Below are 22,193 nucleotides of genomic sequence, written 5' to 3'. Positions count from 1 at the left end.
ATAGGAACCTAAAAAAAGTATTAAGTAAGGTTATATATTAACTTACCCCCCTGCAATATTCCCAGGTGGCTGATGACTCTCGTCTAATTTGCCTGGACGGGGTCAGTATTTTCCACATTTTGGCTAGCCAGATTAGCAGTCATTCAATTGGGCAGCAACTTTGACGATGTCGTCGATATGTCGCCGCAGCACGCTGCCACGCTGATCCAAGTTATTGATGATGATACTGAGCACTAAGGGGTCATAGTTGGCGGGTTCTAGGTAACCAGACAGGGATGCGTTGTGACTGACAGCCCCTGTCTTACCGGTAAAGCGAATGCCACCTAGACGATTGCGGAGGGTGCCACTGCTGCCCGCTACAGCTAGGGAGTTGCGATAGATAGTGGCATGGGGGGATTGGGCCATGGCCTGGAGGGTGTCGACAAAGGCTTGGGGGGTGGCCAGGTTATGGCGCGATAGACCAGAGCCATCGACAATTTCATAGAGTTCTGGGTTGACACCGGCCCGTTGCAAAATGGTTTCTACGGCCATAATGCCGGCGGCAGTGGCATCTTCATCACTTTTGGCTCCTAGGGATTTCAGCATGGCCTCGGCATAGATATTCTTACTGTTGCGGTTGGTGCGCACGATCCATTGAGCGAGGGGCGGTGAGGTCACGGCGGCTAGCTCTGGGCCATTGGGGGCTGAGGTTGTGAGTCTGCTTTGGTTAACAGTAATGCCCTGAAGGTTGAGGCTTTGGCGAAAGCGGTTAATGAAATAATCGGCAGGATTGGGGACGGCAACTGACGCGGTGTCGGGGGCGGCTCCGGAAATGAGCTGACCGTAAACTCGCAAAATGGGGCGGCTCAGGTCACGACCAATGTCGATATATTCTGGTTGGCCAGCGGCAACGGAGCGGGAAAAGTTGTCAATCTGCCATTGGCGCTGTAGGGCAGGGTCGTCCCATTCCACCCGTAGAGGTTGGCCGACCGCCTGAGGGTAAAGGGTGAGGCCCAGCTCATTGGCATTAATAATTAAGCTATTGGCAGGGGCTCCATAACCGGCCTGGACGTCTTCCCATTCCCAGTTGGGATTAACAGTGGGTCCAGCAAAATAGGTGTCATTGCCAAGGAGATTACTGATATTGCTAACGCCCTGGGTTTTGAGCTGGCTGGCCAGGTTGTTGAGTTGCTCGTCGCTAAATGTGGGGTCGCCTCGGCCCACCACTTGCAGGCTATTTGTCTGAGACTCACCATAGATTGAGGTGCGAATGGTGAAGTTAGGCCCCAGACTAAATAGGGCCGCTGCTGTTGTGAGTAATTTAACGTTAGAGGCGGGCACGAAGTAGCGATCGGCATCGCGACTGTAAATGACCTGACCGGACTGGGTTTCAATCAGCACACCGAGGCGAGCTTTTTTGAGTAGAGGCTGGGCTGCGATGGTGTCAATTTCTCGGGTGAGGTCAGCACGACAGTAGGCGCTGGCTGAGGTGCTGGGAAACAGAACAGCGAGGGCAGTGATCAGGGTGACCCAAGGTTTGACATGCTTCATGGAATAAACCGATCTTCTATAATCTGAATCAGCAATGGCTAATCTTAGCGTTTTTGCCCATGACTGCTTTCACCATTACCCTTGACCCGGTTGGTACCCTGACAGACGAGGCGTTTTATCAGCTTTGTCGAGCCAACCCAGATGTGAAATTTGAGCGTTCTGCCCAGGGAGAATTGGTAATTATGTCCCCTACAGGTGGTGAAAGCGGTCGTCGTAATGCTGATATCACGACTGATTTGAATCTATGGAATCGACAGGTCAAACTGGGCTATACGTTTGATTCGTCCACCTGCTTTAGGTTACCTAATGGAGCAGAGCGGTCTCCCGATGCATCCTGGATTGAGCGTAGTCGTTGGGGAGCACTGAGTCCCGCAGACCGGGAAAAGTTTCCTCCCATTGCGCCTGATTTTGTCATAGAGCTGCGTTCTGTAACGGATCGATTGGTAATGCTGCAAGCAAAAATGGAAGAGTATCGGGAAAACGGTGTGCGGTTGGGGTGGTTGATTAACCCGCAGGAGAAAGCTGTGGAGATTTATCGTCCGGGTCAGACTGTTGAAGTATTACAAGATCCACAACAGCTTAAGGGCGGAGATGTTTTACCAGGCTTTGTTTTAAACGTTGAGAATATCCTGTAGGGTGGGCACGGCCCACCATCCAACCGATTGAGCTAGCGTTCCCTTCGACTCCGCTCAGGGAACGCCTACGCAGGTACGAGACCTGCCCCTACAGGAATGGTTGTTGTTCTATGATTTCATTCCTCGACCATAATCTTCCAGTGGCATGGCCGCAAAGCTCTCACCCATGGGCGCAATTCGTGGTCAGCCCTCATTTCACTTTCTCTGGCTGTTGCTAAAAACTCATATAGCTTTGTCTTTGGTACCTGGGGAAATGTTGGACTTTGTTCCACTTCGTTATAGCCAGAGCCCAGTAGCTTATTCTATGAGAATTGGTATAACACCTGAATAAACCTGAATAAATCTGAATTTAAACCTGAATAAACCTGAACTTTTCAGGATTTTTTCCGCCAAGGATTTCTGTAATAGTTAAGTCATCCAAAAGCACAGGATTGGAAGCTTATCCATCATGAGAAGAATCTTAGGCTATGTAGTGAAGTACAAGGAATTATTAACATGACATTTGGTCTTTGGACGGATTAATTTGCTAATGCTTCACTAGAGTGATTATCGTACTACTAACATTGGAGTGATTAAGTTGTGAAAAAATTATCTACAATGCCATCTAATGGGGGAGTCGCAGGGACTCCAGAAAAGACAAAGCTATCATTGACCCTTGAATCTGTGGAAAAAAGGAATGGACCAGCATATATGAGTGAGAGACCTGTCGCTGCCGCCTGCTGTAGCTGCTGCTGTAGCTGCTGTGTAGGGGTGTAGGATAAGGTGGCTATAACGCCTCTATAACAACTTTATGAGGAAACTCACAAGGATTCTGGGAAGCTAAGACTATGTATGATTCCTTGAACCTGTGGAAAACAGGGCTGAGTGAGTATCTTCTACCGCTGTTCCCTGTCCTCTTGCTACACCTGTAGCTATTGTATTTGAAGGAATACTCCTTGTGCAGGTGTCTAATGTGCTGTGTTGTTGTAGCGGGTGTAGCCCGCTACAACAACACAATTAATGTGCTCCCACTGTGAACGTTGATGGACCACTAGTATGGTGTAGAGCGAATTTCTTCAGGTAGGATTGTTCTTTATTCAGATGACTAAATTACTAGCGTTGACTAACACTTCCGTATTTTCCAATGAAGATACGCTTTTCTTTTCAAAAGGCGATCATCAGTTAATGCAGGCGAAAGGTGAGCAAAGTCAGATCGTTGGGGACATCTTGCAGTATTTAAAAGATGAACCCAACCCTGATCGCGTTTTTGAGCAAGTTAAGCATAAACTCGATGACGACAAGGAGCTTTTTGTTCAAATCATAGATTGGTTAATTGCCAACGAAATTGTTACACCTGTTCAAGCTACTCCCTTTACCAAGGCGACCATTGGCATTTTCTCCACATTAGAAAATAATCATATTCTTTTCAATGCCTTAAGTCAGCGCCTACAAAAATTCGAATGGGTAAATATTGAAAATTTCGACACCGACTTAGAAAAAGCCACATTAACTTTGGTTGTCGCCCCTATATTTAAAGACTATAACCGCTTTTTACAATTAAATAAAAAAGCCTATAAAGACGGATTTACCTTGTTCCACCTGAGCATGGATAATTCATCGTTTACGTTGGGGCCTATTTCCGAGCCGAGGTTCAAGAGTCCTTGTTTGCAGTGTTACGCGAAAAGAAAAATCGTAAACTTTGAAAATCCAACCAAATATCTTTCCTTTATTGAAAGTTTTAACAAAAATTCGTTGCACCTATTTGACATAACCAAAACGCCTTACTTTGAAGCCGCGCTGAATTATTTAGAAATCGAATTAAACAAATACTTCATCACAGAAGGGACATATTCGTCTTTGATCGGCAGAAGTATCACATTTGACAATTTCGATTTTCAGGTTTCCCGCGCTAGGGTATTAAAAATCCCGCATTGTGACGTTTGTAACCCCTATTACCATAAGACCCCTGTCAATATTTAAATCTATGCATTTTCGAAATGAATTGATCGAAAAAGAGGCGGGACTCATCAACGGCAAGTTGTACAGAATCCCTAATAGGAGCTTTTTGCCCAGCAATTTGTACCAAAGTGTCTGCGAGGGATCAAACCTTGACATGCTGGGCAGTAAACTATCAAAACTCACCGCTGGAGCGATTGCTTTTGGCGAAACTGACGCAGATGCCGCCGTCATTGGAGAATTCTATGAAAGATATTGCTCTACCATTTATGACAGCAGTATGTTGGTGCGTGGAGCCTACGAAGACATCGTTAAAATAGGCAATGCTTTGCATCCAGATGAAATAATACTTTATGCCGGTTTTCAATATGAGAAAGAAGGTTTCCTCGCTTCAAGGCTGCGACCAAGCGACGAGATAAATTGGGTACTGTGCCATGACTTGATGTCTAATAACGAACCTTGTTATGTGCCAGCATTTTTAATCTTTTTTGGTTATCGCCCTGACTGTTTTGAGAGAGTTCATATCTTCAATACCACGACTACCGGATTGGCAGCTGGGCCTACTCCAAAGCATGCTATTCAGGGAGGATTTTGTGAATGTGCTGAAAGGCATGCCTTCTGCAATTTTTGGTACAACCAGAATAGATTACGGTTGCCACAATATTCACCAAGCATGATTCTGGAGGCCTTTGGTGACGATCCGAAGATAGCCAATTTGTACGATAATCCAGCGGTGCAAATGAAAATATTTGATTTGTCGCCTATCTCTTGCATTGAGGCTGCTGTTGTTTTTATGTATTTTAAGTACAAGGGCAAAGTTTACCAATCGACGGGCTCAGCGGCTGCTTTCGATAAGCGCCAATCTTTAATGAAAGCAGCGCTAGAAGCTTATCAGGGGGTTGATTATGCAATTATGCTTTACAACAAGCAATTGTGGGGCGATCAAAAGAAGTTGAATGATTTTGACTCATTGGACAGTTTCGAAAAACATTTTGCTTACTACAATAATTTCCCCGAACACAGAAAAGAGGTGCCGGTTATTCGTGACGCCATGAATTTCGAGGATGTTAGTGATAAAATTTTCTTCAAGCCAAACGAGAAAAAAATAACCTCTTTACAGGATATTCTTGATAAATATCAACAATTTGATTTCAACAAAGTTCTATATTACGAATCAACCACGCCGGATGCGGCCAGTGTTAATTATTTCACGATGCGAGTTGTTGTGCCAGGATGGGCATACCTTACCGGCGTCCATAATTATCCATTTCTAGGCTCGGATATCTTCAACGAAAACAACCATTTATTTACACGCTTGCCCCATCCCTTCCCATGATTGTTGAATCTAACACCTTGGCTACGTTCAAATTTGGTGTTTGCCTATAGGAACACTCAAATTTTCACATTGGCGGAGTATAAAATTTTAATTTTAGGGCGTTCAAACGACTTTTAACCGTAAATTAGAGAAGGATGTAGACAACATGAGAGGTCAGAATAATTATTACCTTGTAGATGTTAAAGATAAACATCACAATGCATTTTATGACAAGCATTTAAGTCCAGAATCATATGACTTTATAGAAGTCTCAAAGATTACGCGATATAACGTTGATGATTTCGGTAAGCACGTTCATGAGATTACGAGTAACTCATATATTGTGCGACATATCTGCAACAATAGCGCAGAACTCAGCTCGTTCGAAAGTATACCTTTGCCAGACTTGTCAGACGACAACTCAGCCTGTGAGCTGTTAGATAGTCTACAGGAAATCTATCATCGTCGACAAAGCAATCGCCATTATTCTCCTGAAGGAATCACCTTTGATGAATTATCAAAAGTGTTGCAAGGCGGTTGTTTTATTTTAGACCCTGCGAAAAGAAAAGATGATGACAAACCGATTATGAGGGGCATGCCTGCAAGGCGAAACATAGGTTCTGGTGGAGGCCTATACCCAATTGAGTTGTTCTTGATCAGTTCAAATACGGTCGGTTTAGAGAATGGGGTTTACCATTATAATCAAGAGCAAGTTACTCTGGATAGACTTATGCCGAGGGGGGGCTTTCGGGATAACAATGTTAAAGAAATCGTCCAAGAGATTTTCTTTTCACTTAGTCGAGCTGATATGGATTTTGTGAACGTTTCTGGAATCATTATTCTGGCGGGATGCTTAAATCGAACTGCATACAAATATCAAGATCGAGGTTTGCGGTTTGCTTTGATTGATGCAGGTGCCATTACACAAAATCTGTACTTGACTTGTGCGGCCATGGACTTGGGATGTTGTGCTTGTGGAGGCTATTACGATGATGAGTTAAATGAGGTGTTGGGCTTAGATGGGGCTGATGAAACAGTTCTAAACGTCGTTTTAGTTGGCAAGAAGGACATCAGATAGACACTATATTGGAAATATGCAAGAAGCGCTAAATAAAAACTTTGAAGTTGTTTATATTGATTATGAAAACGACGCCTTGGTGCTGAGAAACCAGATCAATCAGGCAATTTTGCGCTTAAGTAAAATCGAATATGAAATGATCAAACAGTATGCTAAAACACCTGACTACCAGATAATTTTTAATATCTATAAAGATAAATTTGATTTTGATGTTGAATTTGTTGAAGAGCTTATAGGACATGCTCGCAGGTTGAAGTTACTGCTTAGCTTAGAGGAGCAAAGAAAACTGGCTGTAGATATTGCCAGGATGCAAAAAAAGACGATCTTTGACTATGCCTTTCTGAAATTAGCGGCGATCTTGAAAAAGAAATTCGGGCTGAATTTGAAAAGGGAAATGAGAGGTAATTTCCAATTTTTTAAGCTATTTTCAGTAGATTTAAAGGGGACCTGGCTGGAAAAGGCCTGTTCGAATAAAATTTTTCAGAAATTTTCAATACTGACTTATTTCTTACTTGTTTTAGGTAATATTTTACTGTTAGCTGCGAGAGAAAACTATAACATTGAGTTTATCCACTTGGCGAGTCTCATTACTCTCCCGCAGGTACTTATTTCTTTGATTGTACTATTTTTAATTGCACTGACTACGTTTCTTCACGAAAGCGCGCACTATCTTATCTATAAATGGCTTGGGGGATACTCTAACAGCATGGGTTTGGCGCTTCTGCAAGGGATGATTCCTGTTGTTTATACATCAGTAGACTCGGTGTCTTTCTGGAAAGACAAAGGTAAAAAAATTAAAGTCTCGATTGCTGGCATCGCAATGGACATATTGTTGTTACTTTTGTTGGCAAATATGGTTTTTGTTAGGCAGGTTTTTGGGCCAGATATGTCTTTTATCTGCTTTCTTTTGCTATGTTTTATGGCACTTCGTGTTTTGATTAATGGAAACTTTTTTGTTCCTGGCTCTGACGGATATTTTGTATTTGTGGATGCTCTTGGTGTAGAAGAATTTTGCCAAAATTCTATGGTTGAAGTTAAAAGAGGCTTTAGGTTTTTAGTGTCTTGCAGACCAGATAAGTTTTTGGCATCTTTTTCGATGAATTTGGGTAAATATTTATATGCTTCAATATCTATATTTTTCATTACTGTTTATTGGTTAATGATATTCGCAATTATTTTCTTTCCCACTATCTATCATTTTTTTTGGACCTAGTTGTAACCGTCCCAACAAGTTAAAGAAAATTCTGGATAGTCGCATCTGGGAAAGAAGTTAGGTAAATGAGGCCGCTGGACTCTCAAAACTGTCGGCGGGTAAAAATGTTACCGGCGATGAGGAGTAAAAGGGCTGTATAGATTAAGGCGTAGACCGCGTTTAGGGCTAAGGTGCCAGGGTCTGGCAGCAGTGTGGCACCATAGACGGCTTCGTTTTTGAGGTTGAGGCGTTCCAGGTCGGGAATGACCAAATACATGGCTTCTATGGCTTTCTGGAAATTTTCGGATTCGGCTAGCTGACTGAGCTTGAGGAGGTCGGTGCTGAGGTGGCCGACTAGGTAGGTGCCAAATGAGAGTAATGTGGCGAGTAGAGAGCTGGTGAAGACGCCAAATACAATAGTGATGGCGATCATAAGCAGCATTTCGAGATACATGAAGGCGATCGCAACCAACATGCTCCCGGCTGGAAATTCAATTTGTTGAACGGTAAGCAGCACGATAAAAATGCCTGTCTGCACCAGCATTAGCACCCCGATCACAGCGGATAGCCCCAGGTGTTTACCCAGAATAATTTCAAACCGGCTAACGGGTTTGGCAATGAGCACCAGCACCGTTTTTTTCTCGATTTCTTTGTTGACTAAACTAGTGCCTACAAAGATCGCCACCACCAGGGTAAATAGGTTGATGGCTGCCATGCCCAGGTCTAGAAAGATCTTTTCCGATGTACCAGCTGCAACGGGGGGGAGCAATACTGAGGCAAGCACCATCAGTACAGCAAATAGCCCTGCTAGATAAAGGATGCGATCGCGAATGACTTCTAAAAAGACATTACGTGCAACTACGATGATGCGAGGCAGATTTAGCATAGGCGGATTTATCTCTCATTTAATTTTTGTCACGTGGGGACGTTCCATGGAACGTCCCCACAGATATCGGCATCTAGGTGGCCGCATCTTCAAGGATGCCCTGACGCTCAACCTTGGTGGTCTGATCAGCACAGGTTACCTGGGCGGTGGGGGTTGAATTCTGAGGAGATTCATCATTGGTATTTTTTTTGAGAGTGCGGGGTAAAAGGGTGCACACTTTTTCAACGTAATAGCCATTTTGTTGGGCAGTGGGTCCTAGCCAGTTGGCGCGTAACCGTAGCTGATAGCCATTGGACAGAGATTTGGGACGGGGGGCATCCAGGCTCCAAAAGACGCCTTCATTTATCGCATTGAGGACAATTCCTTCGGCAACGGAATTAATACTGTTGTCCAAGTTCAGCAGCCAGCGCTCAACGCGGGGCCAGGGGGCATTATCCAACTCTTTAACTAGGGTATCCGCCGCGCTAGTTAAGAGGATATTGGCCTGGGAATCGCTGTCCGTATTACTGCCAAGTCGGTAGACAAAGGCGCTGTTATCTAAATTTTCGGCAATGAGGCTAGGATAGTCGTTAAACCAATGCTGGATGCGAAAGTAAAACATGATCCAGCTGCTAAACAACAGGTTGATTAGCAATAGGACAATCAGTTCCTGACGTACCGGGGGCTTGGGTAGCTTCCACTCCAGTTTCCAGTTTGAAAATTTAGGAATCGCCACCAGGATCGTTGCGATCACTGGCCATAGGCTAATGGCTAACTGCAAACGCTCAGTCGTCCAGGGCCTGAACAGAAAGACACAGAGGACCGCCGATGTAATCCAGGGACTGATGGAAATATCCCCCAGCATCACCGGATTTTTGGCGAGCCCCCACCAGATGGCAACGGTTAAAAATAACCAGCTAAAGGCACTCAGTAAGGCCACTGTGAAGGGGGTGGCTTCAGTGCTGTCAGCAATGGTTGCCATGCCCCAAGAAAATAAACTGAGCAGCAACAATGTTTGCCAAGACAGATAGCTAGGTGGGGTAATCAGGCCGCGAATTTTATTAATGGCATCCTTGAGTACGTCAATCATGCGACACCCCTCAGAACGTAAGACCGCAGTATCAATAATAGTAGGATGGCACTAAAACTCAGGGCATTGGCCTGGAGGACTGCGATCGCAAATTGAGAGGCAGCTTCCTTATATAAGGTTGTACCCGTTCGAGAGCGACTATAGCGTTCCTTACGGGTCAGATTTTTCGGCTTAGAGGGTAAGTTCCATTCATTGGCAGCTCTCATCATCAGCTCCAGTCCTTTGAGCTTCAGAATTAGCGTCATAAAGAACGCCACCAGGCCCATCACCAGAATGATCCATCCCATCTGGGGCTTGAGGGTATTGTTGATCAAGTTGTCAAACAACACATAGCTAATCACCTGGGCCTGGAGCCTGGGTTCAAACAACGGCTCGATCGCCAAAAAGGCCAACCAACCGACCACCACCGCCAGTAAATTAACCGCCGCTGCATATCGGATACTTTGCTTGTAACCAAGCCGTAGCTGTTGCCGCAGCACCATTCCTTCTAAGGCAATGGCCACCAATAAAAATACAATCTGGAACATTACCGCTTTGAGCGGAAAAACCGGTTCAAGTTCGCCCATAGACCCATCCGAGAATCTCAGACATTAGGGTATACCCAATTTGCAAATAAGAACATCTAAATATATAAATGATGCGTTTAATTTTGGGGCATTGGTGTAGAGACGTTGCATACAATGCCCCTACAACGTTGCCTAACGCTACAATCAAAGGCGGCCAACTATACTCCTAAGCTCCCCATGGTTCGTTCCGGTATCGGTATTCGTACCGCGCAAAAAAACTCAGAGCGCATGGTGGGGCAGATCCATGTCTACGACGGCGAAGGTAAAGGTAAATCCCAGGTGGCGTTGGGGGTGGTTCTGCGTTCCATTGGCTTAGGTATCCAAACTTTTATGGAAAGTCGGGTGCTGCTGTTGCGGTTTCTGAAAGGCCCCGGACGCACCTATGACGAAGATGCCGCCATTGAGGCATTGCAACGGGGCTTTCCCCACCTGATCGATCAGGTGCGTACGGGACGAGCTGAGTATTTTGGAGCTGACGACATTACTAAGTTTGATAAGCAAGAAGCACAGCGAGGCTGGGATGTGGCGAAGGGAGCGATCGCATCGGGTCTCTATTCTGTTGTGGTGCTGGATGAGTTAAACCCGGTCCTTGACCTGGGACTGCTGGACATTGACGATGTTGTCCGTACCCTGCGACGCAAGCCTGACTATTTAGAAATTATTGCAACCGGGCGTAGTGCCCCTGTCGCCTTGCTAGAGGTGGCCGATCTACACTCGGAGATGAAACCCCAACACTATGCCACCTCCGAGATTCCAGGTCTCACTGGCATTGAAATTTACACCGGAGACGGCAAAGGAAAATCCACCAGCGCCCTGGGCAAAGCGCTACAGGCCATCGGCATTGGCATCAGCCAGGACAAGTCTCACCGGGTCATGATCATTCAGTGGCTAAAGGGAGGAAAGGGATATACCGAGGATTCAGCCATTGCCGCCCTGCGTCAGAGCTACCCGAACCTGGTGGACCACCAACGTTGTGGGCGGGATGCCATTGTCTGGCGCGGTCAGCAGCAAACCATTGACTATGTGGAGGCTGAGCGCGGCTGGGAAATCGCTCGCACAGCCATTGCTTCGGGCCTATACAAAACCATCATTTTGGATGAACTCAACCCCACCGTAGACCTGGAACTCTTGCCAGAAGAGCCCATTATCCAGGCATTATTGCGTAAACCGAAGGATACCCAAGTAATCATCACGGGTCGGTGCAAAAACCCCCCAGCCTACTTTCAACTGGCCAGTGCCCATTCCGAAGTATTTAACCACAAACACTATGCAGAGCGGGGTGTGGAACTCAAACGTGGTGTAGATTTTTAAGCCGCATATTTAACAGATTTCTGGCATGATTTCTGGCATATAGATGCGTTAGGATCTCACCAGCAGTTTTTATTTCCGGTATCTAAACTATGGCAAAGGTAGAGATCTACACTTGGATGACCTGCCCTTTCTGTATTCGCGCCAAGCGACTTTTAGACAGCAAAGGTGTTGATTATCTTGAGCATATAATTGATGGGGACGAAGAAGCACGGGATGCTATGGTGGCCCGTGGGTCTGATGGTAAACGTTCAGTTCCTCAGATTTTTATTAATGACGAGCATGTTGGCGGCTGTGATTCGCTCCATGCCCTGGATGCTAGTCAGAAGCTAGATGAGCTGCTAGCAGTCTCAGCGTAGATTATTATTGATAATAATTTTGTGATAGGGGCGCACAGCTGTGCGCCCCTACGTGTAAATACTTTCAGCTGCCTAGCAACATTTCTAAACGCCACAGACCAACAGCGCATAGATGCTGACAGTAGCGGCCAATTAAGCGCTTCTCCTCAAACGATGGACGGCAGTCAAGATGGCTGTAACGAACAACTGCAATTGCAATTTCTTTGGCGTGATCCTGGGGGACACCAACTCTCATCAGGCGCTGCCAATGCTTGATTCCTATACGCTTAAGCTTTGCTCGCTTAGAGCCTTTGGAAATGGATTTTGTTTTTCTTTCTAATAAAACAGCTGCTGGTGACTGCATAAGATCCCCCTCCACATAAGCGGGTAAGTGTGACTCAGGAAACAACAAATCTTATAGAACACCGTGGGACCGTTAGATTGCTGACTCCATGTAAAGCCTTTACAAAAACCGTGAAGACTATGTTTTTAAATTTATTCAACCTGCGAAAAGGTTGGTGTGATTTGCTCCCATATCTTTGGGGTGATTGATCACACAGACCCTGTGTACCCCGTCAGTTCCATTGTTAAATACCTAAGCACAAGCGTTTGAACTTCCCTAAAACTGCAGAGATGACAATCTCGCAGCACAAATATGTTGCTGGTATTGATCAATTAAATATTTTTGTGTCTTGGATGGGGTGCTATCTAAATAGATGAAGTGAACAATTGCGATCGCAAGTTCCCTAGCGTCTTTAAAGGGCACACCTTGATTGATTAAACAACGCCAACAACGAGCTCCCATCCGCTGCATAGTAGATGCCTTAACAGCTGGCATTGGATAGTTGTTCGCTTGAAAGCGAGCAGGGTTAGGTAGAGATAAAGACTGCATAATGCGACGTTTTTCCAGGTGTAGTGGTTGATGCGTAGGTAGAAATGACACGTCAGCCAAGTAAGGCCTGACTGCAAGTTGTTATCGTTAAACAACCGTTATTGACTAACACTGTCATTTGAAACACCCTTGATACAAAGAATAGGAAATCCACGCCAGCAAAACCATCAGCAATCCTAGTAATCGTTTACGCCAAAAAGCGTAATGTATATCCTGGGCTACGGTGGATACATATCAAATTAGGTTTATGCAGTCCGTAATACATTTATGAATATCTATTAAAACAGCGTTAAGTATAAGTCTCCTAACGCTGCTCAACTGGATTATTTAGGGTAGCCCTCACCTATATGACTGACTCCCATGTCTGCACTTTCAGCTGCATCTTTGCAATAAACTTGCCTTAAATGGTGGGCTGTCGTCCAAAGAAACCGGTCATCACTCGCAAAAGCATGCGTTTGAGGGGGGCCGTATGTTCAATCACCCAGAACCCTGACTGGCGGAGCCACCGCAGCGGCAGAATACTATTAGAAAACATCCGATTGAGAAGATCGGTCATGCCTAAAATCAGCCAGTTCTCAGTGCGCCGCCAACGTTCGTAACGCTTAAGTACTTGGATATCACCAATGGATTCTTGGCGACTGTGGGCAGTCTGCAAAACTGTTGCCAGGGCCGCCGCATCACGAATCCCCATATTCAGCCCTTGCCCCCCCACGGGATGACAACAGTGCGCCGCATCCCCCACCAGGGCCAGACCCGGTTTTACATAGTGATGGCTTTGCATTAATTGCACGGGAAATATCATGGGAGGATTTAACATTTTCAAGTCGCCCATGTCGTCACCATAACGCCGACGTAGCTCAGCCATAAAGGCCTTTTCGGGGAGATCTACCATGGCTTGGGCTTCAGCATGGGGAGCTGTCCAAACCACCTGGCACCGATTGCCAGGAAGCGGCAGAATAGCAAACGGGCCACTGGGCCAAAACTTTTCGTAAGCCGTATTCTGATGGGACTTAGCTGGGGCCAATACCGTGGTGATACAGGATTGCCAATACGCCCATCCGGCGGTTTGAATTCCGGCATAGTTGCGAATTTGGGAACGGGCACCATCGGCCCCCACTAACAGGCGGGCACGTAAGACTTGTCGCTCACCCCCTCGCTCTAAGGTCAGCTCCGTCGCCGTTGGTGTTGATTGGATATCAACTACCGTCGTTTCATAGTAGGTTGTGATGCACTGAATGTGGGGTACTAAGCCCTGAAGAGCCTGAATCAAAACTGGATGCTCTGCGCTATAGTAAACCACCTCAGCTGGGCTATCACTGGGATAAAAATTAACCGCCTGGCCATGGTCTGAATCAGACATACGAACGCGCTGATAGTGGGTGATGTTGGGGCCCACCTGGTCCCATACCCCCAGCTGTTGAAAGATACGCGCCGACACGAGAGAAAACGCGTAGGCGCGATCGCGAGCAGCCGTTCCCGCCTGACTCTGAGTTTCAATAATGGTTACCGATAGCCCGCTATGGCGAAGCGCACAGGCTAAGGTCAATCCCACTATACCGGCCCCGACAATAGCAACATCAGTTTGGGCAATCTGCTGTTGATGGGCGGTTGTTTCGTTAGGGTAGCTAGCAGTAGAAGTGTTCAAAGTTACAGGTTATAACATAACTACTTATATTTTTGCGCGTTCATTTAATAGTGGCAACTTTAGTTTTGTTGGGTGCCCATCTTAGGCGAGACACCCTGAACAGTATGTGTGCTGATTTAAAGGATGCATCGGTCTAAAGCTATGGCTATTTCACGATGTTTTATGACTGATGTTTTATGACTAAAGTCATCCCAAGGATCAGCAATGCCATCCTAAAAATAGGCAGTAGCTCAAATTGGCCCATTTAGATACCCCCAAGCGGGTAGACCTCCTTCGTTTAGCCATTGGATTGTGCAGCAATATGGATTGAAACTACGGTGTGGTCGAGTATTTTTCGAGAATGCTAGAACTGCTAAGGGCAAAGCTCTGTGCTGTGTGTTTTTGCTTTGTTTTTCAGTTATGTTCTCCTGAAGTTAGCCGTTAGTTATGGGTATTCAACAATTTATGTACCGTTACAGCCACCGTTGGTTGGCACTTGCCTGCTTGGGTAGTTTGGTCTGGTTGGGCGTGGCCCTGCCGGTGCGATCGCAATCTCCCCAAATGTGCATCAATGAGAAAAATGATTATCTGCGCTACCGGATTACTGAACGAACTGAATGGGGCCGTATCGCCCTGGGCAAAGGCTATATCCAGTCTGCCGTCGAGCATCTAACCCAGGGACTGGAGTTGTCGAAGGCCACTGATAGTAATATCAGAGCAGGGATTTTAGAGAATTTTATTCTTGAAAATGGTGTCAATATTGATGAGGGTATCCGTGAGGTGGATACTCTGATTAAGCTTGGCGACACTGCTGCCGCCCGCACTGTGCTGACATCAGCCAACACCTTAGTCCAGGGAATACCGGACGATTACAGGTTTGAAAAAAGTGGTTTGTTAACAAAAACCGTCGCAGGCTATGCCGCCCTGGGAGAGCAAACAACAGCTCTAGAGCTACTCTCCCAGGCGCGACAACTTGCCGCCAATGTGCAGGGGGCAGGGCTGCAAACAACAGCATTAACGATGGTTGGCCGACAATATGCGGCTGTTGGTGCGGGTGCGATCGCGATCGAAGTTGCCAACCAAGCCTTACAACAGGCTGAGACCATTAACCCTCAGGACCCAGACAGGCAGTCTCAAACCTTAGCCGCCATTGCTGTCATTTACGCTGAAGCGGGAGATATAGGTCAGGCCCTACAGCTAGCGAAGTCTATCGAGCAGCCTTACGCCCAAGAAAATGCCATGGGCAGTATTGCCTTATCAGCGGCTCGACTGGGGCAAATGGACCAGGCCGCCGATCTAGTACAGCAACTGACACTGGACGAGCCGACGATCGAAGCATCCAAGAACATTGGTGTATACCTGGCCAAACGCGATGATCAGGCCCAGGCACAGCTATATTTTGATCAGGCCATTACGGCCATTGCCAACCATGGTTATCCAGGGCCACTTTTTACCGAAACGATGCTGGATGCTGGCCTTTCTGAAACAACCATGAAGGCACTTGCAGTTGCTCCAGGGGGTCAGTTCAAAGTTGATGGCCTCATGGATTTGGCCACCTACTATGCCAACGTTGAAAACAATAAAGCTGTAGCCAGCGATGCCTTGCAGCAGGCCATGACGGCAACGGCTGAGGTGGAACAGGATTACATGCAACGTGATCTGTGGGAGAAAATCCATAAGCGTTCCCTTGAGCTAGAAAATTATGACCTGGCCCTCGCAGCCGTTGACATGTTAGTTGCCAAAGGTCTGTCATTTAACGAGATTGAAGATTACACCACCATTGCCGTTGCCGCCGCTAAGTCGGGGCAAATAGAATCTGCCCTCAAGGCAACTGCGCAGATTGACCCCAGTTACATCGCCAACACAAATCGAGCCTGGGGTGAGATTGCCGTGGCCTATGCCGTTGCTGGAGACTTTGACACCGCCTTTGCCACAGTGGAGAAAACCAATTCTTTCCCTGGACCTGATTATGTTAGAGCATTGGTCAGGATTGGCTTGCAACAACAACGGGGCGGTTTATTAGAAGCAGCGGATGTCACAGTAGAGCAGGCACATCAAGTGGCGCAGGCCATAGACAATGAACCCGATCAGTTGATAGCGTTAAATGCCATTGCTCTGGAACATGCCAGAATGGGGCTGACTGAAGCGGCTAGTGACTTTTTGGAGCCGGTCTTGGTAACTCTAAAGGCGCAATCAACCGATGATTTGTGGATGTTACAACCATTGGTTGAGGCTTGGGCCGAAATTGGGGAATATGGCTTTGCAGTGCAGATGTTAGATGCAGTGCCAGAAGAGTATCCTGAAAGTCCTCGTTGGAAAACGCTGCTGGTTGATCGCTTAATTGAAGATCAAGAAGACTATGCCACTGCGTTAGAGGTGATTGAATCCCGTGAGGATTCTGCCATCAAAGCGGCTGAAATGATGCGAGTGGCAGAACTCTATTTTCGAGATGGTAAGACTGATCAAACTTTAAAGATTTTGAATCGGGTTGCTAATGCTTCTGAGGTCGGTGTAGATCAGTGGCTACGCATGGCTGAGTTGTATAGCTATCTGGGACAGACGGAGTCCATTGTGCCGCTGTTGGATCGGGCCTTTGAGGTGGCTAAGACAGTCCCTGGTGAAGAGTCTCAGGTGATTTATCTGCGTGAGGATTTGGCGGTTGATGATGAACAGGATCGGGGTAGTCTCTATGAGAAAATTGCGGTTGCCTATGGCAGAAACGGGTCGTACGATCGGGGCTTGGCTGTTGCGGAACAGTTGCAGGATACTCTGAATCGCAAACAGACAATGGATCGGCTGAATTGTTATCGTGATTTTTGAGGGTTTGAATGTTTTATAGGGTGGGTTATTGTCTGTGGTTGTGTGCGATCGCATTCCAACCCACCACCACCCCTCCGTAGGTTGGGTTGCACCCCATCAAGATATGTCGCACCTTGCCAAAATTCCCATTAACCCAACATTGCCGACTTGGCACAGAATTTACATCAAGGTTGGTTGTGAAGCTCAAGACCACTCCTAAAGTCTATTTGGCAGAGATGAGAGCGCTCTCAAAGGCTTGGCGATACTTGGTTCCCCTTGCCAAGGGGAACCGTCAGGGAGGGGTTTTCGAGACTTGGCACTAGTGGTCGAGACCCCTTCGCCTACGGCACCTCCCCTTACCAAGGGGAGGACGTTGTTTAATATGCTTTTAGCCGATATTTCGTTACCCGTTCACTCCTCAATCCACTCGCACCCGCTTGCTTAAAATTGCCATCATCTCATTGGGTCGCCCTGTGGGCAGCGGTTTACTCCAGTCGTTCGGCTCTGCATAGTGGAGCTTATGCAACAGGGCAATGGTATTGCGGATGGCGGTAAGGCTGCCGAATAGGGTGTGGTTAACGGTTTCGTATTGGTAGTCGGGCAAGGGATTGTTGGCAGGCGGAAGGTTAAACGCGCCTTGGGCGTTGTCTTGAAACATGGGTTCTGGTTCTCCGGTTGGGTACAAGGCCTCGGCCTCTTACGAGAAGAGGTATGAGGCTTAAGGAAAGCCAGAACCTAAGAACTCAGCCACCCCGTGAATGTTTTGCTAATCGGGGTGACTGAGGCATAATAATGCCCAGACTCCAGATTGGCCTTGGCTTTCTGGGGGTTAGCCATCGGTACGGTGTTGCCGCACCTGCCGATGGTGCCAAATTATTAGGTTCTAGTGAGAGCGTCGTGAACATCACGACATTAGACGAAAGTAGGACAAAATTTTGTTGGAGTCAAGATACAAAGTGTTAATCAGGCATCGAAGGTTTCATATTGAAAAAGGTTGATGAGTAAACCCTAGGGTGTCGATGATGCCGCGACCAAATCGTATTTTGTATTCTGGTTTTTGTTATCACATCACCATTCGGTGTAACAATCGAGAATTTCGTTTAACCCGTTACGAATGTCGCTCGGTGTTGCTCTATGCCATTCAAGAATGTCAGAAGAAATATGGGTTTAAGCTCTATGCCCTGTGCGTTATGAGCAACCATGTGCATTATCTAATCGAACCGCAACAGCCGGGGGAGTTACCCCAGATAATGCACTGGCTTAATTGGTATACGGCCATGTGTTTTAACCGCATGCTTAATCGGACGGGGCATTTTTGGGAGAAACGTTATCACAGCAGCGGGTTTCCCATGAATGACTATCGTCGGGCACTGAATACGATTCGGTATATCCATGCCAACCCGAAAGCGGCCAATATGCAGCGAGGCTTTTTCTATGATTTCAGCAACTATGGTACCTATGAGCGGTTAACCCAGGATGGATTGACCCAATGGCACCCGGCATTTTTGGACCTGGGAGCGAGTCTGGATGAGTGCGCAGAAGCTTATAAGCGGTTTTGCATTCGGTATCGGCCTAAGCCAAAAACAGAGCGCAAAAGTGCCTGGGGTAGTCAACTTTTGAAAGGGCTGATCCCTAAGAAAGGCAAACGTAGACCCTCCCCAGGACAGCAGGAACTTTGGGAAAATGCACGGGTTTCTGAGCGGGATGAGGTTAAGCGGGTAACCGAGAAATTTATTGAGGCAAATAAACATCCAGAAAAGTAAAATAGCCCGTTAGTGCCAGGTATCGGATCGTTGAAACCCTTGAAAACTGGTGGATCTGATGCCTGAAATAATTGTTTACGAACTGCGAAAAGCCTTATCTGTTACACTTTGCAAGCCTGGATGCGAGAGAAGAGATCGACAACAAACACAACAGATCGAAACACACCCGGAAGGCTCCCAGGTTTTTTCTCCGGAGAATCAAAATCAATTCCTTTTCTATACACCCACTCACCCTCCACTCGCCAACCGACTGTAGCTCCGAACTTTTGGAAGGCTTTCCCTGCTGATTGCCAATCTTTGCCAAAGTCCAGCTTACCACCCACATCAACCCAAATTTCCTTCTGAACACTGAAGCCTAACTGGTTATCACTGTACTTCAGCCACAGGTCATCAATTCTATTCAAATCCTCACAGGGGAAGTTTCGTAAATTATCAAACGATAGATAGGCTTCCTGTTTACACACCTGCACCATCACCTGATAAGTATACGTATCAGCTTTCCGCCACTCCCGCTCTGCCATATACCCTTCCAGCACCCCATAACTCAGCTCCATCACCCGTTGATAGGTAGCCTCCGGCACACGTTTCGGGTTCTCATACCAGCAATCATAGGCTAGTGTTAGGGCCTCCTCCCCACCCACATCACATAGCCCCTCAATCAAACGGGTAGTAGGCGTGACTTGAGCCGCATACAGCAATACTGTCCCCCGCCAAGCTTCATTTGTCTCAATCAATAAATGCTCTAACGTCTGTCGCTTAATTTCAGCCGCTGTCAAATATTCTTGTAAACTCTTATGGGCAAACTGATACTCCCTGGGTTCTCGCTCCACCAATAGCTCACTCACCCGGATTACTTTTTTGATTAACTCCTCTACCGGCACAGTGCCATCCAGGTCAGCCACATAGTCAGTTACTAATGCCAGTAGCTGATCATAGGCAATAATCTCCACTTCTCGCCGGGTCATCTCCAGTGCCAGGGACTGTAATACCTGCTGAGCCTGCTCTGGGGACAATACCATATCAATCTGTCTCGCCCTGGGTCGATCTCCCAGCTGTAGTCGACAGATCTCTTGATACAGCTCCGCCCGCTTCCGGGGCAGTTCACTGCCCGGATAAAACCGATGAAACGTGGCAATCATATTCAGCAACAGTGGATTTGTCGCCATTGCCTGTAGTTCGTCTCGCCCTTCAATCTGTTGCAATAAATCCTCTGCTTTCTTATTGGCAATATCGATGACTGCTAAGGCATTCTCTTTGCTCTGACTGCGCCCATACCGTTCTTGGCAGCCATACCATTTCCGCACAAAGTCCTCTCGCTGGTCTTCGTTAAATGGGTTCACCAACAGATTTGTTTTGGGTTTCTCCGCCGTAAACTGCTTGTAGCCCCCCGGACGAGAGGTGAGAATAAACACCGACTTACTGTAGTTGCGGATCTGTTCACTAATCCACTCGCTGATGGCGGGTCGGTCTGCTTCTGCCACTTCATCAAAGCCGTCGAACATTACCAGTAGCTTGCCATTGCCCAGGGCGTTCTTAGCCCAGTTTGTTGGAATGGTTAACTGATCAGCCCTTGGTAGGTTAGCAATATAATGGTTTTCTAGTAACTCGGGTAGTGTAGGTGGATTTTCCTGGGTGAGTACCTGTTTCCACTTACGCAAAAATAAGAGTGCCGGTATCAACCTGGGGGCTTTAGAACGTCTCACTTTGCCGGGATTGTGGGCATAGGTAAAGGCCAGATGCTTCATTAACGTAGTTTTGCCAAACCCACCCCAGGCCTGAATCGCAATGGATCGATAACGGGGATTGTGCTTTGCTTCAGAGAGAATATCCCAAATGGTCAGCGGATCTTGCTCTCCCTGCTTTCCCATCAGTGCCTGAATCTCTTCGGATTGTGTCCCCATTTGAAAGGGCACCACATCCCCAGCGGTATTTTTACTAAAGCCGCTGCCACTAAACTTGAGGGGCACAAATACTTCTGCTAGCAACGGTATTTTAATGTCATCGGGCTGGCGGTAGCCTTCCGTTTCGCTATACAAACAGGCGGCGCTTACCCGCTCTAGATATTTGCCGTCAAACCCCGACAGCTGCCATTGTAAGGCCTGATCCATCCGATCTAGCTTGTTAACCAGCGCCTCAGCGTCTTGGCTACCGCGCTCACTAAAAATTTCCCGCAGACGCCCCAAAAAGCTTTCGGTATAGGCGGCCCAAATCCCCGTTACCGCCGTCACCGGAAACATGGCAATGGACATGCCCCAGTCCTGTTGCAATAGGAAATGTAAAAAAGCACTGCCACTGCCCCCCAGGGGAGCCCAGCGAATAAACTGATTTAGACCTTGCTCTATCCAACGACGTTCAGGACCCGGCGGTTGATCAGCAGCCATAAACCCATCAAGAATCAACTTTTATGAATATGGCATTCATTCCGAGAATATGCTGCAAATTATTGATTTTTATAGTCTGTAACATCAATACACAGCGAGGGCAAAAAATCTGGCAAAGGTAGGCAGATGTTGGCACCCCGTAGGTTGGGTTGCACCCCATCGACATGTGTTGCACCTTGCCAAAATTCCCATTAACCCAACATTGCCGACCCCCTATTGGCTATATTTTTCCTCCAGATAGTCCACATAGGAGTTATTCGTATCTTCTGAGGTAAGTTGGATAACCCCAACCAAGCATTGAGTCCAGCGATCTAAGCCAGGGATTGAATTTGCTTCAGATGAAAGAGCAGTTATTTGGGTTGGACGAGTGTCCTGTTGAATCGATGTCAACAATGCTTGAATCAAATACCAGCGCTGGTCAATGGGCAGGTGTAATGCTTGACTCTATAATTCTTGCCAAGTCATTGGACTACTCCTACGCCATAGGGGGTGCAGGTAGCGATTGACTCTAGGATAGCGTGCCTATTATTTTGCCAAAATCCGAATTCAATGAGGATCGTAAATTGGCGACAATGTCGGAGGGGGCATCCACAAGGGAGTGCCCCTACGTCGTGCCATTATTCATACCCCCGGTTCAAACCAACAACCCTGTAGGGGTGGTGCCTCGTGCCCACCCTGGGATAACAGACGTCATTCACCAGAATTCCAGAGCACAAATATCCTCATGACAATCCGGAATTGTGAGGATTGCAACTTGGCAACCATATCGCAAGGGGCATCCACAAGGGAGTGCCCCTACGTCGTGTCATTATTCATACCCCCGGTTCAAACCAACAACCCTGTAGGGGTGGTGCCTCGTGCCCACCCTGGGATAACAGACGC

18 protein-coding genes are annotated in these 22,193 nt (G+C 46.9%); 9 read left to right on the top strand and 9 right to left on the bottom strand.

All coding sequences use genetic code 11. The features are described 5' to 3' along the window. Positions 1 to 132 precede the first annotated feature (132 nt). On the bottom strand, positions 133 to 1,530 hold the full coding sequence (gene dacB / locus DXZ20_RS01270; RefSeq protein WP_163695896.1) for a D-alanyl-D-alanine carboxypeptidase/D-alanyl-D-alanine endopeptidase: 1,398 nt from the start codon (positions 1,528 to 1,530) through the stop codon (positions 133 to 135). Between the two features lie 59 nt (positions 1,531 to 1,589). Here dacB and DXZ20_RS01265 point away from each other — a divergent pair, with 59 nt between their 5' ends. The 5 genes from DXZ20_RS01265 (at position 1,590) to DXZ20_RS01245 (ending at position 7,706) form a co-directional block, all read left to right on the top strand. Further along, on the top strand, positions 1,590 to 2,165 hold the full coding sequence (locus DXZ20_RS01265) for a Uma2 family endonuclease (RefSeq protein WP_163695894.1): 576 nt from the start codon (positions 1,590 to 1,592) through the stop codon (positions 2,163 to 2,165). 1,098 nt (positions 2,166 to 3,263) lie between these two features. Continuing rightward, positions 3,264 to 4,124 carry a hypothetical protein gene (locus DXZ20_RS01260; RefSeq protein WP_250565546.1) on the top strand — a complete coding sequence of 287 codons (861 nt, stop codon included), beginning with the start codon at positions 3,264 to 3,266 and terminating at the stop codon, positions 4,122 to 4,124. A 4-nt stretch (positions 4,125 to 4,128) separates the two neighbouring features. Continuing rightward, a complete protein-coding gene (locus DXZ20_RS01255; protein WP_163664247.1) occupies positions 4,129 to 5,436 on the top strand; it encodes a YcaO-like family protein in 1,308 nt (435 codons plus the stop codon). Positions 5,437 to 5,581: 145 nt separating this feature from the next. Beyond that, positions 5,582 to 6,493, top strand: a complete 912-nt coding sequence (locus DXZ20_RS01250) for a SagB/ThcOx family dehydrogenase (protein ID WP_163695888.1) — start codon at positions 5,582 to 5,584, stop codon at positions 6,491 to 6,493. A 16-nt stretch (positions 6,494 to 6,509) separates the two neighbouring features. Next, positions 6,510 to 7,706: a hypothetical protein gene (locus tag DXZ20_RS01245; protein ID WP_163695885.1), complete on the top strand. Its 1,197-nt coding sequence runs from the start codon at positions 6,510 to 6,512 to the stop codon at positions 7,704 to 7,706. An 82-nt stretch (positions 7,707 to 7,788) separates the two neighbouring features. On the opposite strand, the gene DXZ20_RS01240 is transcribed toward DXZ20_RS01245, so the two are convergent. The 3 genes from DXZ20_RS01240 to fraC all read right to left on the bottom strand — a co-directional run bounded on the left by DXZ20_RS01240 (position 7,789) and on the right by fraC (position 10,206). Continuing rightward, positions 7,789 to 8,571, bottom strand: a complete 783-nt coding sequence (locus DXZ20_RS01240) for an ABC transporter permease (protein ID WP_163664253.1) — start codon at positions 8,569 to 8,571, stop codon at positions 7,789 to 7,791. Positions 8,572 to 8,644: 73 nt separating this feature from the next. Then, positions 8,645 to 9,640: a DUF5357 family protein gene (locus DXZ20_RS01235; protein ID WP_163664255.1), complete on the bottom strand. Its 996-nt coding sequence runs from the start codon at positions 9,638 to 9,640 to the stop codon at positions 8,645 to 8,647. After that, positions 9,637 to 10,206, bottom strand: a complete 570-nt coding sequence (gene fraC / locus DXZ20_RS01230) for a filament integrity protein FraC (RefSeq protein WP_163664257.1) — start codon at positions 10,204 to 10,206, stop codon at positions 9,637 to 9,639. Before fraC ends, DXZ20_RS01235 begins: the two co-directional genes overlap by 4 nt. 177 nt (positions 10,207 to 10,383) lie before the next feature. Between fraC and DXZ20_RS01225 the strand changes: the two genes are divergently transcribed. After that, a complete protein-coding gene (locus DXZ20_RS01225; RefSeq protein ID WP_163671647.1) occupies positions 10,384 to 11,517 on the top strand; it encodes a cob(I)yrinic acid a,c-diamide adenosyltransferase in 1,134 nt (377 codons plus the stop codon). A gap of 89 nt (positions 11,518 to 11,606) precedes the next feature. Then, on the top strand, positions 11,607 to 11,873 hold the full coding sequence (gene grxC / locus DXZ20_RS01220) for a glutaredoxin 3 (protein WP_163664259.1): 267 nt from the start codon (positions 11,607 to 11,609) through the stop codon (positions 11,871 to 11,873). A gap of 64 nt (positions 11,874 to 11,937) precedes the next feature. On the opposite strand, the gene DXZ20_RS01215 is transcribed toward grxC, so the two are convergent. From DXZ20_RS01215 to DXZ20_RS01205, 3 genes are all read right to left on the bottom strand, one after another. Continuing rightward, entirely contained in the window at positions 11,938 to 12,216 is a 279-nt protein-coding gene (locus DXZ20_RS01215; RefSeq protein WP_006514800.1) for a hypothetical protein, read from the bottom strand. Between the two features lie 255 nt (positions 12,217 to 12,471). Further along, positions 12,472 to 12,744 carry a hypothetical protein gene (locus DXZ20_RS01210; RefSeq protein ID WP_163664261.1) on the bottom strand — a complete coding sequence of 91 codons (273 nt, stop codon included), beginning with the start codon at positions 12,742 to 12,744 and terminating at the stop codon, positions 12,472 to 12,474. Between the two features lie 400 nt (positions 12,745 to 13,144). Beyond that, positions 13,145 to 14,389 (bottom strand): FAD-dependent hydroxylase, encoded by a 1,245-nt coding sequence (locus DXZ20_RS01205; protein ID WP_163695883.1) that lies wholly within the window; start codon positions 14,387 to 14,389, stop codon positions 13,145 to 13,147. Positions 14,390 to 14,815: 426 nt separating this feature from the next. On the opposite strand from DXZ20_RS01205, the gene DXZ20_RS01200 reads away from it, so the two are divergent. Then, entirely contained in the window at positions 14,816 to 17,188 is a 2,373-nt protein-coding gene (locus DXZ20_RS01200; RefSeq protein ID WP_163695880.1) for a tetratricopeptide repeat protein, read from the top strand. Positions 17,189 to 17,585: 397 nt separating this feature from the next. Here DXZ20_RS01200 and DXZ20_RS01195 read toward each other — a convergent pair whose 3' ends face one another. Next, positions 17,586 to 17,825, bottom strand: a complete 240-nt coding sequence (locus tag DXZ20_RS01195; protein WP_036020012.1) for a hypothetical protein — start codon at positions 17,823 to 17,825, stop codon at positions 17,586 to 17,588. 364 nt (positions 17,826 to 18,189) lie between these two features. On the opposite strand from DXZ20_RS01195, the gene DXZ20_RS01190 reads away from it, so the two are divergent. Continuing rightward, a complete protein-coding gene (locus DXZ20_RS01190) occupies positions 18,190 to 18,930 on the top strand; it encodes a transposase (protein ID WP_163696561.1) in 741 nt (246 codons plus the stop codon). A 101-nt stretch (positions 18,931 to 19,031) separates the two neighbouring features. Here the strand turns inward: DXZ20_RS01190 and DXZ20_RS01185 are convergent, their stop codons facing one another. Beyond that, complete coding sequence (locus DXZ20_RS01185) at positions 19,032 to 21,311, bottom strand: NACHT domain-containing protein (RefSeq protein ID WP_163695877.1); 2,280 nt, start codon at positions 21,309 to 21,311, stop codon at positions 19,032 to 19,034. Positions 21,312 to 22,193 lie beyond the last annotated feature (882 nt).

It is taken from the genome of Adonisia turfae CCMR0081, from assembly GCF_011009555.1.
GTDB classification, from domain to species: domain Bacteria; phylum Cyanobacteriota; class Cyanobacteriia; order Phormidesmidales; family Phormidesmidaceae; genus Leptothoe; species Leptothoe turfae.
This window is presented reverse-complemented; position numbering and strand designations above follow the sequence as displayed.